The following is an 11753-nucleotide window of genomic DNA, read 5'->3' as shown; positions in this document are numbered from 1 at the left end:
CCCGGCTCAGCCGGCGCCCGTCATTTCTTGACTTCCTGCCAGAAGCGATCGAGGCAATGGCGCTTGAGCGCCATGAAGTCGTCACCCGTGGTGACGGCGCGGTCGCGCGGCCATGGCAGGCCGATCTCGACGATCTCGGCGACCTGGGTCGGCCGCCGGGTGAGCAGGACCAGCTTGTCGGCTTGCTCGATCGCCTCGTCGAGGTCGTGCGACACCAGCAGCATCGTGGTCCTCGTCTTCATGAAGATCTTCTGCAACTGCTCGCGCATCGACATCGTCATCTCGTAGTCGAGCGCCGAGAACGGCTCGTCGAGGAACAGCACCTCCGGCTCCGTCACCAGCGCGCGCAGGATCGACACGGTTTGTTGCTGGCCGCCCGACAGCGTGTAGGGATAGGCGTTGAGATCGATCCGGATCTCGAACTCCGCCAGCAGCTTCTCGATCCGGCGCTTCCGCTCGGCGCGCGGCACGCCCATCACCTTCAGCGGGTAATGGATGTTGTCGATCGCCTTCAACCACGGAAACAGCGCCTCGCGATAGTTCTGGAACACGTAGGAGATCCGCGTCTCGCTGATGCGCTGGCCGTCGTACAGCACCTCACCGGCATCCATCGGCATCAGGCCGGAGATCATGTTGATCAGCGTGCTCTTGCCGCAGCCGTTCGGACCGAACACCGAGATGAACTGGCCGAGCGGAAGATCCAAGTCGAAACCGTCGTAGACGACGGCGTCGTTGAAGGTCTTGCGCAGGCCGCGGATCGTCATCTTCGCCTGCCGGCCGGGTTTCGACGCGGCGGGCATCGGTGCGGTATCGGTCATCTGCTTCGGCCGCAGTTGGAGGACGCTGCCCGCGTTCATTCGCCGATATCCGCCTTGGTCAGCAGTTTCTCGCGGACGTTGATCGGCCCCTGCACCACGCCCTGGGCGATGAACACGTCGACCAGCGCCTGATAGGATTTGACGTCGGTATCGTCGAGGTCCTTGAAGCCGCGCAAGTAAGGCTGCGCCACGAGGTCGAGCTGATCGGCCTTGATCGGCGTATAGGCCGGCAGCACCGCCTTGTACTTGGCGAAATCGGCGTTCACCAGGTCGGTCGCCTGATCGATCACCGCCACCACACGGCGGGCGACGTCCGGGCGCTCGGTCATGAATTTGGTCGTCATCACCGAAGCGCCGGAATAGAACGGGTCGGCGATCACGCTGGCGACCGGGTTGGTCATGGCGCGCTTGGCCTTGCCGGACGCCACCGCGATCGAACCGACCGGCTCCAGCGACAGCGTCGCGTCGACCGTGCCGCCGACCACCGCCGGCACCTGCATGGCGACCGCGAGATCGACCAGCTTGACGTCCTTGTCGGGATCGAGGCCGGCGGCCTTCACCATCTGGCGCGAGATCGTCCGCCACTGGATGCCGGGCACGTGCCCCAGCGTCTTGCCCTTGAGGTCTGCGAACGATTTGATCGTGCTGTCCGGCTTGACGATCAGGCCGTCATTGATGCGATCGACCTTGATGCCGCCGCCCTGCAGGCCGAACACCTTGAGCTTGCCGGGGAATTTCGACTCCGCGATCATCGCGATGCCGGCCGCGGCGCCGGGCGGTCCGAAATCGGCGCGGCCGGCGATCAGCGAATCGATGATCTGATTCGGCGATTCCATCTTGTTGGAGTCGATCTCGATGCAGGCTTTCTCGAACAGCTTCTGGTCGAGCGCGACGTAATAGGCGGTGGTCTGCATGATCGGCAGCCAGGCCGCCGTCACCTTGTCCATCTTGTCGCAGGCCGCCTGCGCGCTGCTGACGGTCGAGAGCGCGGCCGTCATCGCGGCGGCGAACAGAACTGATTTCGACATCTTGGACTCCTTGTGAACGGGTGCGGCAGGGATCGTCATTTGCCCGACCAGTGGATGACCGAACGTTCGAGAAACAGCAGGATCAGATTGAGCCCGTATCCCATCGCGCCCGCGATCAGGATCGAGCCGTACATGTCGGTGAGCGAGTAGGAGATCTGCGCATCGATGATGCGATGGCCCATGCCGTCGGTGGCGCCGATGAACATCTCGGCGACGATGATGACGACCAACGCCAGCGACACCGCCGTGCGCAGGCCGATAAAGGTCTGCGGCAGGGTTTCGAAGAAGATCACGTCGCGGAAGATACGGAGCGACGATGCGCCCATCGAGCGTGCCGCGAGGATCCGGGTCTGCCGGGCGTTCATCACGCCGTAGGCGACGTTGAACACGATCACCAGCCACGCAGCGAACGCAGCGACGGCGACCTTGGCGAGGTCACCGAGCCCGAACAGCAGCAGGAATAGCGGAAACATCGCGGTCGCCGGCGTCGAGCGGAAGAAGTCGATGATGAACTCGACCGAACGATAAACCGTCGCCTTGGCGCCGAGCACGATGCCGATCGGAACGCCCGCGATGATCGCAATCGCGATCGAGTAGCCAACGCGGACCAGCGTGCTCCAGAAATCCTCGGTCATGCTGCCGGACCAGATATTGGCCGCGGTGTCGCGAAGTGTATCGACCGGCGACGGCAGAAGATCCCGGTTGACCCAGCCGCCGCGCGCCGCGAGCCACCAAACCCCGAACAACAGGATCGGGCCGACCGCCAGTTCGCTGGCGCGACGGACTCTCGCGGCGGTGGTTTTCGAGACGGCGAACGGCACGATGTTCAGATCTCCGCGTTGGTCCATGCTGATTGCTCAGCGGCTGTCGGGTCATCATCGCCGATCGAGACCGTATGAAAATGCCGAATTGTGCAACGCAATGTGCATTTTTGCATATTCAAAGCAACCAGAATGGAGATTAATTTGTAATCATACATTGTCTCGTTTGTGGGCAGAATGCGCCTGACAAGCACCAAGACACCGCAATCAGCCCGGCGCTGGGCCGCTGGCGCGTCTTCTTCACCCGAGCAACAGAGCTGATAGCTGCGCCGACGGCCCGCCTCAGCCCGCGGCCGGCACCAGCCGATGCGACACTACCAGCAGGCTGCGGGCGCCGCGCAGTCGTTCCACACCCTGCATCACCTCTGCGGCGGTCGCCTCGTCGAGGCCTTCGGTCGGCTCGTCGAGGATCAGGATGCGGGCGTCGGAGCGCAGCAGGCCGCGCGCGATTGCCAGTCGCCGCACCTCGCCACCCGACAATCTGGCGCCGCCCTCGCCGACATAGGTTCCAAGCTGCTCGGGCATCCGCGCTACCGCCTGCTTCAGCCCGGCGCCGTCGAGCGCCGCCCACAGATCCGCGTCGCTCGCCGCCGGCGCGAAGGCGCGCAGATTGTCGGCGATGGTCGCGGCGAAGATGTGCGGTTGCTGCGGCACCAGCGCGATCACCGCCCGCAGATCGGCCAGCGCCAGCCGCCGGATCGGCACGCCGCCGAGCCTGATCTCGCCGGCATCGGGATCGCGGACGCGGACCAGGAGATCAATCAGCGTCGACTTACCGCTGCCGCTCGGGCCGTCGAGCCGCCGCTCGCCGCCCTGCGGCAGGACGACATCGACGGCGCGCAACGCCGGCGTGGTGCGTACCGGATAGGTCAGCGACACCTTGTCCGCGACCAGATCGTACGCTTGCGGCACCGGCACCGGCTGCGCCGGCTCGTCGACCAGCGGCGCGCGGTCCCACAGCGCGAACAGCCGACCCAACGATACCAACGTGGCGCCCAGCCCCGCCGCCGCGACGGGTAGCGGCGCGAACGCCTCGAACGACGCCAGCACCAGTAGCAGGATCAAGGTGAGGTCGGGACCGTTGATCGCCGCGCTGCCGAGCGCCGTCGCACCGACCGCGAGCACGGCGATCACCGCGACATCGGACGCGGCGCCGAGGCCGATCGCGCCCAGCGCGCTGCGCGTTGCGATCGTCCGCTCGGCCTCGATCCGCCGCGCCAGCAGTTCGTCGAGCGCATCGATGCGGCGGCGATCGTCGCCGGTGACCAGCAGCGTCGCCAGCCCGTCGAGATGCTCGGTGGTGCGGCGGCGCAGCGTCGCGGCCAGCACCGCTTCGCGATCGGCGGCATTGCGTGTGGCGCGCACGACCAGCGCCGGGCCGATCAGCCCGCCGGCCACCAGGATCGCCGTGAGCACCCAGGCCAGCAAGGTCAGGCCGAGCCAGGCAACGGCGCCGATCACGACGGCGCCGACCACGACCGCGACCACCGCCGGCGCGACCAGCCGCAGGAACACGATCTCCAGCCGATCGATGTCCAGCTTCAGCCGGGCCGCCACTTCACCAGAGCGCAGATCGGCGAGACCGCCGGGCGCGATCTCAGCCAGCCGCGAGAACAGCGCGACGCGCGTCGACGCCAGCAGCGCGAAAGTCGCCTCGTGGCTGACGACGCGGTCGAGCCAGCGGCCGCCGGTGCGGACGATCGCGACGAACCGGATGATCGCCGACGGGGTGAAATAATTCATGGTCACGCCCGCCGCGCCGGCGACCGCCATCGCGGTGACGAACCATCCGGCGGTCGCCATCAGCGCCAGATTGGCGAAGGTGGTGAGCAGCGAGATCGCGAGCGCGCCGAGCAGCAGCGGCAGCGAGCCGCGCCACAACCGGACGAGACGCATCAGGTCACGCATCGGTGCGCTCCGCTTCGGATCGCTCGAGCGCGCCGGCCAGGAGTTGGGCGGGCGTGCCCTGCGCGACGACGCGGCCGCGATCGATCACTACGACGCGGTCGGCGGCCGCGATGGTCTCGCGCCGATGCGCGATCGTCAGCACGGTGCGCCCCATGCGCAGCCGCGCTAGCCCCTGCAATACGACACGCTGCGCCTCGGCATCGAGATGCGCGGTCGGCTCGTCGAACAGCAGCAGCGGACCGGCCGCATAGATTGCGCGCGCCAGCGCGAGCCGCTGCGCCTCGCCGCCGGACAAATTCGCACCGCGCTCCGCCAGCGACGTCGCGGCGCCGTCCGGCAACCGGTCGACCCACGCCGCGGCGTCCGCGGCGCGTAGCGCCTCGCGCAGCGCCGCATCGTCCTGCGCAGCCGCACGGCCCATCAAGATGTTGTCGGCGATGCTGCCCTCGAAGAACTGCGGCGTCTGCGGCATCGCCACCAGCGCCCGCCGCCATGCCGCCGGATCGATCTCGGACAGCGGCGCACCGTCGATCAGCACCCGGCCGCTGCTCGGCTCGACGAACCGCAGCAGCAGCGCCAACACGGTGCTCTTGCCGGCGCCGGACGGGCCGACCAGCGCGACGTGCTCGCCGGCGGCGATGTCGAGGCTGAAGCCGTCGAGCGCGACGCGGCCGTCGGCATGGACGACGCGGACGTCGTCGAACCGGATCGCCGGCGGCCCCGCCGCAATGTACGGCCGGCCGACGGCGGGCGGCGCGTCGAGCAGCGGCGCCAGTTTGTCGAGCGCGGTCAGCGCTTCGAGCTTGGCGTGGCGGCGGGCGCCGATGTCGCGCAGCGGCGCGAAGAACTCCGGCGCCAGCAGCAGCACGAACAGCCCGGTGGCGAAATCCATCTCGCCCCACAGCAGCCGGAACCCGACCGCGATCGCCACGCCGGCGATCGCCGCGGTCGCGACGAACTCCACCACCAGCGCCGACAGAAACGCGATCCGCAGTACCGCCATGGTCTCGCGGCCGTAGCGCTCGGCGGCGTCCTTCACCGCGGCGATGGCGCGGCCCGCGGTGCCGGCGAGCTTGCGTTCGGGCAGCCCGCGGATCTGATCGAGCAGGTGGCCGCCGAGCCGGGCGAGGCCCGCCCAACGCTCGCCGCTCGCCCGCTCGGCGCCCTGCCCGGCCAGGATCGAGAACCACACCAGCAGCGGCAGCGCGACGAGAAGGATGCCCGCCGCCAGCGGATCGCGCCACGCCACGATCGCCAGCACCGCGACCGGGACCACCGCGGCGCGCACGATCGCCGGCTGCCACGCGCGCCACAGCGGCGCCACCGCGTCGAGCGAGTCGGTCAGCAGCGCCACCAGTTCGCCCGGCGGATGTTCACCGAGTCGCACCGGGCCGAGCGCCGACACCCGCTCCAGCGCCCGCCTGAACAGATGCCGCCTCACCTTGGCCGAGGCTTCGAACGCCGCCCGCTCGGTGAGCCACGCCGCCGCGGCGCGCAGCACCGCGACGCCGCCGAGCAACGCGAGAAGCGGCGCCACCGCCGGCAGCGCCGCAGGACCGAACACCAGCCGGTCCACCACGATCGCGATCAGTTGCGCGGTCGCAACCGCCAACACGCCGCCGACCGCGGCCGCGACCGCCGCGACGCGGGCGTGGCCTCCGGCGACGGGGCGCAGCGAACGCAGCAGCGCGATGGACTCGGCGGGTCGTGCAGTCACGGTGGCGGCGCCCTGGTGCGAAAACCTAGTCGGTGAAAACCATGTCAGAAGGCGCGAGGCCGGCGCGTCGATCGCGCCGGCCTCGTCGGGATGTCAGGCCTTTCGGCTGCTAAGCGACGCGGTCGGGGACCTGCGAGCCATCGGGCCGGTCGTGGGTCGGCACCGCCGCCACCAGACCGTCCTGAAACTCGTACCACATCACGTTGATGACGGCGATCGCCGCAGCGGCGGTGACGCCGAGGATCCAGGCGAAGTACCACATGGTCGATCTCCCTCAGTAGGCCGAATGGGCGCGGGCTTCGATTTCGTCGGCGGTGACCCTGCCCCACATGTTGGCGTAGCACCACACGGTGTAGCCGAGCACGATCGGCAGGAAGATCACCACCGCCCAGAACATCACCGTCAGGGTCAGTTCGCTCGACGCGGCGTCCCAGATCGTCAGGCTCGATCTCGGATCGATGCTCGACGGCATGATGAACGGGAACATCGACAGCCCGGCGGTGCCGATGATGCCGATCATCCCGAATGCGCTGGTGACGAAGGCGAGGCCCGGCCGGTGCACGGCCGCCAGCAGCATCGTGAGCAACGGGCCGACCAGGCCGAGCGCCGGGACGATCATCGCCAACGGCTGTTTGGCGTAGATGTCGAGCCAGGCGCCGGGCGCGCGCACCACCTCCTTGGCGAGCGGGTTCGACGCCGCGCTGTGCGCCGCCTCCTTGACGATGCGATAGCCGTCGACGCCGAGCCACAGCCAGACCCCGGCCAGGGCGAACGCCACCGCCACGATCGGCGACAGCAACAGCACCGCCTTGCGGGCGCGATCGGCGACCGCGCCCGAGGCGCGAAGCTGCAGCCAGACCCCGCCGTGCGCGGCGAGCATCGCCAGGCTGATCACGCCGGCGAGCAGCGCGAACGGATTGAGCAGCGGCAGCAGCGCCGTCAGCAGCGAGCCCTGATAGTGGGAGCGCAGCAATTCGTCGAGCCGGAACGGCACGCCCTGCAGCAGGTTGCCGAAGGCGACGCCGAAGATCAGCGCCGGGATGGCGCCGCCGGCGAACAGCCCCCAGTCCCAGGCGTTGCGCCAGGTCGGGTTCTCGATTTTGGAGCGATAGTCGAACCCGACCGGGCGGAAGAACAGCGCGAACAGCACCAGCAGCATCGCCATGTAGAAGCCGGAGAATGCGGCGGCGTAGACCGCGGGCCAGGCGGCGAAGATCGCGCCGCCGGCGGTGATGAACCAGACCTGGTTGCCGTCCCAATGCGGGCCGACCGAGTTGATGGCGATGCGGCGTTCGACATCCTTGCGGGCGACGAACGGCAGCAAGGTGCCGACGCCCATGTCCATGCCGTCGGTGATGGCGAAGCCCATCAGCAACAGGCCGACGAAGATCCACCAGACGAACTTGAGAGTCTCGTAGTCGAGCATGATGATCTCCTCCGGCTCACACTGTCACTGCGGCGGGCTTGGCGTTGGTCTCGAAGTGATAACGCCCGGTGCCAAGCGAACTCGGACCGAGCCGGGCGAACTTGAACATCAGGTACACCTCGATCACCAGCAGCAGCGTGTAGAAGGCCAGGAAGCCGGTCAGCGAGAAGATCAAATCTCCCGTGGTCAGGCTCGAGGTCGCCAGGAAGGTCGGCAGCACTTCGCCGATCGCCCACGGTTGCCGGCCGAATTCGGCGACGAACCATCCCGCTTCCGAGGCGAGCCACGGCGCCGGGATCAACAGCACCGTGAACCACAGGAACCAGCGCTTCTGTTCGAGCCGCTTGGTCGCGTTGAACCAGAAGCCGGCCGCGAAGGTGAACAGCATCAGGAAGCCCAGCGCGACCATGATGCGGAACGCCCAGAACAGCGGCCACACCGTCGGGATGGTCGACGCCGCGGCGGCCTTGATCTGCTCCGGCGTGGCGTTCGCCGGATCCTCGACGAACTGCTTCAGCAGCAGGCCGAAGCCGAGGTCCCTGACGTGGGCGTCGAAGGTCTTGCGGGTCTCCGGCGACGTGTCGCCGGCGCGAATCTTGGTCATCGCCGCATAGGCGATCCGCCCGGATTCGATCCGCGCCAGATGCTCGCGTTCGAGGTCGGCCAGGCCCTGCACCGGCTTGTCGATCGACCGCGTCGCGATCAGCCCGAGCACCGCGGGGATCTTGATCGCGTCGGCGATCGCCTGGCCGGTCTGGCTCGGGAAGCCGAACAGCGTGAACGCCGCTGGCGGCTTCTCGGTGTGCCATTCGCCCTCAATCGCGGCGAGCTTGACCTTTTGCACGTCGCCGAGGGTGTAGCCGCTCTCGTCACCGAGCACGATCACCGACAGCGACGACGCCAGGCCGAAGCCGACCGCGACCGCGAACGAGCGACGCGCGAACGCCAGATCCCGCCCCTTCAGGATGTACCAGGCGGAGATGCCCATCACGAACACCGACGCGGTGACGTAGCCCGCCGCGACGGTGTGGACGAACTTCACCTGCGCCACCGGGTTGAGGAACACCTCGGCGAAGCTGGTCATCTCCATCCGCATCGTCTCCGGCGAGAACACCGAGCCGACGGGATTCTGCATCCAGCCGTTGGCGATCAGGATCCACAGCGCCGACAGGTTCGAGCCGATCGCGGTGAGGAACGTCACCGCCAGATGCTTGCGCTTCGACAGCCGGTCCCAACCGAGGAAGAACAGGCCGATGAAGGTCGATTCCAGGAAGAACGCCATCAGGCCTTCGATCGCCAGCGGCGCGCCGAACACGTCGCCGACATAGTGCGAGTAGTACGACCAGTTGGTCCCGAACTCGAACTCCATGGTCAGGCCTGTGGTGACGCCAAGGGCGAAGTTGATGCCGAACAACTTGCCCCAGAACTTCGTCATGTCCTTGTAGATCTCCTTGCCGGTCATCACGTAGACCGTCTCCATGATGACCAGGAGCCAGGAGAGTCCGAGCGTCAGCGGCACGAACAGGAAATGATAGAGCGCGGTCGCGGCGAACTGCCAGCGCGACAGCTCTACGAATGTTGAGTCCACCATGATGTCCGACATCCTTCCGAGGAGTGAAGCCGATCCGCGGCAGGCGGCGGCTCCGTAGCGATGCGGTGAGATTGGGCATGCGGGGCATCGCATGCGGCCGACAGGGAGATGTCCAGAAACATGACGGCGAAGTCCCGATCACGACCGGGCCCCTGTTGCAGAGATGCCGCCGATGGCCGATCGGGCGATGGCTTGGTCGGACGGCGCTGCTGCGGCAGAATGTCAGAGGCGTTCAATGCGCTCGGTGACTTCGTCACAGGACTCGACCTGCGCCGACCTCGTAGCGTGTCCACTCCGTACTGATACGGAGGAGCCCGGCGCGCGATTGTTGGTCCTTCGCAAATCATACATCCTGCGCGCGCATGGGACCGCCACCCATGTCACGGCCCGGTATTCAAAGTGACATCGTCACTGTGAGCGCGGCCGCGGCGGCCCAAAGATCACGACGTTGCTGGTGGCAGACCTGCGCCGAGTCTCGCGCAGCGGACATTCAAAGGTGACGCGCGAAGCACCTGTCCGACGAATCCCAAAGTCTGTTCGCCGGACGGCACGTCGCTTCGGAAATGATCGCCGCAAAACGGCGCAAGGGGGGTTGGCATGGCTTCGGACGAGTTCATCTCACGACGGCACTTCATGGGCCTCGTTTCGGGGGCGATCGCCGCCGCCGGCGTGGCCGGTTCGGCGGCGGCGCAGCCGATCGCCACCAAGGCGCGCATCGTGATCATCGGTGCGGGCGCGGCCGGCACCGCGATCGCCAACCGGCTGGCGATGCGGCTGGAGCAGGCCAGCATCTTGATCATCGACGGCCGGCGCGACCACATCTACCAGCCCGGGCTGTCATTGGTGGCGGCGGGACTGCGGCCCGCCTCCTATGTGGTGTCCCGCACCAGCGACTGGCTGCAACCCGGCGTCAAGCTGATCGAAGAGCCGGCGGTGGCGATCGATCCGGTGGCCAAGACGGTCGCGACCGCCGCGCGCAACACCGTGCCGTACGATTATCTGATCGTCGCACCGGGGCTGGTGCTGGATCACGAGGCGATCGAGGGCTTCTCGCTCGATCTGGTCGGCAGTAACGGCGTCGGCGCGTTGTATGCCGGCCCGGACTATGCGGCGCGGACCTGGGCGGCGGCGTCTCGCTTCACCGAGACCGGAGGTGTGGGACTGTTCACCCGGCCGGCCACCGAAATGAAATGCGCCGGCGCGCCGCTCAAGCACACCTTCCTGATCGACGACATCGCCAGCCGCAAGGTCGGCGCCGGCCGCTACAAGATCACCTATGCGGCGCATGCGGACTCGCTATTCAGCGTGCCGATCGTCTCCGAAAAGGTCCGGATGCTGTTCGAAGAGCGCGGCATCAACGCCGTCTACAGCCGCGTCTTGAAGGCGATCGATCCGGGCCGCAGGATCGCCACCTTCCAGACGCCGAAGGGGACAGAAGAGCTCGGCTACGACTACCTCCACGTGATTCCGCCGCAGCGCGCCCCGGCGTTGATCCGGCAATCAGACCTGTCGTGGGCCGACAAATGGACCGACCAGGGCTGGGTCGAGGTCGATCAATACACGCTGCGCCACCGCCGCTATCCGGATGTCTTCGCGCTCGGCGACGTCGCCGGCGTTCCGAAGGGCAAGACGGCGGCGTCGGTCAAATGGCAGGTCCCGGTCGTCGAGGATCATCTGATCGCGGCGATCAAGGGCAAGGAGGGGACCGAGCGCTTCAACGGCTACACCTCCTGCCCGCTGATGACGCGGGTCGGCCGCGCGATGCTGATCGAGTTCGACTATCGCAACAATCTGGCGCCGTCGTTCCCCGGCCTGATCTCACCGCTCGAAGAGCTGTGGATCAGCTGGCTGATGAAGGAGGTCGCGTTGCGCGCCACCTACTATGCCATGCTGCGCGGCAAAGCCTGAGGAGAACGACGATGAAGCAACTGAGTTTCGAGACTCTGATCGCGGTGTTCGAAGAACTGTACGGCGCGACGCTGTTCTGGACCCTGGTCGGAATCGCCGGACTGATCACGCTGGGCTATCTCTACGTGCTGATCCGCGACCACAAGATGTCGATGCGGCGCTTCCTTTGGGCGCAATTGTCGATGCCGTTCGGAGCCGTCGCGGCGGTGCTGTTCGTCCAGGCCGTCACCCATTCCGACTTCCGCGATCTCGGCGGGCCGGTCGACTGGATCGTCATGCTCGGCGTCGCGGCGCTGGGCGCCGGCGGTTCGGCGATCCTGGTGTACACCTTGCAGTCGCTGCTGCGGACCAGCCCGTTCGTCATCCGACGCAGATCCAACCCGTAATCGCCATCGGCGGCGGAGATCTGCCTGGAAACTGCCGCCGTCCTTCCTCGACGTCGGCGGACACGCGCGCATTTGCCGACTTCGCCTCCTGAGGCTCGCAGGTCTGGAGCGATAGCTTCTCCCGCTCGCCAAATAGCTGCGTGGGGGACT

General features: G+C 67.3%; 10 protein-coding genes. 2 read left to right on the top strand and 8 right to left on the bottom strand.

All coding sequences use genetic code 11. The features are described from left to right. Nucleotides 1-20: 20 nt before the first annotated feature. The 8 genes from RPB_RS04745 to RPB_RS04710 form a co-directional block, all read right to left on the bottom strand. Nucleotides 21-857 carry an ABC transporter ATP-binding protein gene (locus RPB_RS04745; protein ID WP_011439834.1) on the bottom strand — a complete coding sequence of 279 codons (837 nt, stop codon included), beginning with the start codon at nt 855-857 and terminating at the stop codon, nt 21-23. After that, nucleotides 854-1846, bottom strand: coding sequence for an ABC transporter substrate-binding protein (locus tag RPB_RS04740; protein ID WP_011439833.1), 993 nt, complete (start codon nt 1844-1846; stop codon nt 854-856). The genes RPB_RS04745 and RPB_RS04740 overlap by 4 nt, the downstream gene beginning before the upstream one ends. A gap of 35 nt (nt 1847-1881) precedes the next feature. Then, nucleotides 1882-2694 carry an ABC transporter permease gene (locus RPB_RS04735; RefSeq protein ID WP_049824652.1) on the bottom strand — a complete coding sequence of 271 codons (813 nt, stop codon included), beginning with the start codon at nt 2692-2694 and terminating at the stop codon, nt 1882-1884. A 255-nt stretch (nt 2695-2949) separates the two neighbouring features. Next, nucleotides 2950-4575, bottom strand: a complete 1626-nt coding sequence (gene cydC, locus RPB_RS04730; protein WP_011439831.1) for a thiol reductant ABC exporter subunit CydC — start codon at nt 4573-4575, stop codon at nt 2950-2952. Next, nucleotides 4568-6292 (bottom strand): thiol reductant ABC exporter subunit CydD, encoded by a 1725-nt coding sequence (gene cydD, locus RPB_RS04725; RefSeq protein ID WP_011439830.1) that lies wholly within the window; start codon nt 6290-6292, stop codon nt 4568-4570. Before cydD ends, cydC begins: the two co-directional genes overlap by 8 nt. 109 nt (nt 6293-6401) lie before the next feature. After that, nucleotides 6402-6554 carry a cytochrome bd-I oxidase subunit CydX gene (gene cydX, locus RPB_RS23955; protein WP_080507730.1) on the bottom strand — a complete coding sequence of 51 codons (153 nt, stop codon included), beginning with the start codon at nt 6552-6554 and terminating at the stop codon, nt 6402-6404. Nucleotides 6555-6566: 12 nt separating this feature from the next. Then, entirely contained in the window at nt 6567-7718 is a 1152-nt protein-coding gene (gene cydB / locus RPB_RS04715; RefSeq protein ID WP_011439829.1) for a cytochrome d ubiquinol oxidase subunit II, read from the bottom strand. A gap of 16 nt (nt 7719-7734) precedes the next feature. Continuing rightward, a complete protein-coding gene (locus RPB_RS04710) occupies nt 7735-9309 on the bottom strand; it encodes a cytochrome ubiquinol oxidase subunit I (RefSeq protein ID WP_011439828.1) in 1575 nt (524 codons plus the stop codon). Between the two features lie 597 nt (nt 9310-9906). Between RPB_RS04710 and RPB_RS04705 the strand changes: the two genes are divergently transcribed. After that, nucleotides 9907-11217 carry an NAD(P)/FAD-dependent oxidoreductase gene (locus tag RPB_RS04705; RefSeq protein WP_011439827.1) on the top strand — a complete coding sequence of 437 codons (1311 nt, stop codon included), beginning with the start codon at nt 9907-9909 and terminating at the stop codon, nt 11215-11217. Between the two features lie 11 nt (nt 11218-11228). After that, nucleotides 11229-11603, top strand: a complete 375-nt coding sequence (locus RPB_RS04700) for a DUF5368 domain-containing protein (RefSeq protein ID WP_011439826.1) — start codon at nt 11229-11231, stop codon at nt 11601-11603. Nucleotides 11604-11753 lie beyond the last annotated feature (150 nt).

The organism is Rhodopseudomonas palustris HaA2, from assembly GCF_000013365.1.
Taxonomy (GTDB): domain Bacteria; phylum Pseudomonadota; class Alphaproteobacteria; order Rhizobiales; family Xanthobacteraceae; genus Rhodopseudomonas; species Rhodopseudomonas palustris_J.
This window is presented reverse-complemented; position numbering and strand designations above follow the sequence as displayed.

Excerpts from the sequence above, each read along its gene's own strand:
- RPB_RS04735 (WP_049824652.1), bottom strand. The coding sequence starts at position 2,694 with ATGGACCAACGCGGAGATCTGAACATCGTGCCGTTCGCCGTCTCGAAA.
- RPB_RS04705 (WP_011439827.1), top strand. The coding sequence starts at position 9,907 with ATGGCTTCGGACGAGTTCATCTCACGACGGCACTTCATGGGCCTCGTT.
- cydB (WP_011439829.1), bottom strand. The coding sequence starts at position 7,718 with ATGCTCGACTACGAGACTCTCAAGTTCGTCTGGTGGATCTTCGTCGGC.
- RPB_RS04740 (WP_011439833.1), bottom strand. The coding sequence starts at position 1,846 with ATGTCGAAATCAGTTCTGTTCGCCGCCGCGATGACGGCCGCGCTCTCG.
- cydX (WP_080507730.1), bottom strand. The coding sequence starts at position 6,554 with ATGTGGTACTTCGCCTGGATCCTCGGCGTCACCGCCGCTGCGGCGATC.
- RPB_RS04700 (WP_011439826.1), top strand. The coding sequence starts at position 11,229 with ATGAAGCAACTGAGTTTCGAGACTCTGATCGCGGTGTTCGAAGAACTG.
- RPB_RS04710 (WP_011439828.1), bottom strand. The coding sequence starts at position 9,309 with ATGGTGGACTCAACATTCGTAGAGCTGTCGCGCTGGCAGTTCGCCGCG.
- cydC (WP_011439831.1), bottom strand. The coding sequence starts at position 4,575 with ATGCGTGACCTGATGCGTCTCGTCCGGTTGTGGCGCGGCTCGCTGCCG.
- RPB_RS04745 (WP_011439834.1), bottom strand. The coding sequence starts at position 857 with ATGAACGCGGGCAGCGTCCTCCAACTGCGGCCGAAGCAGATGACCGAT.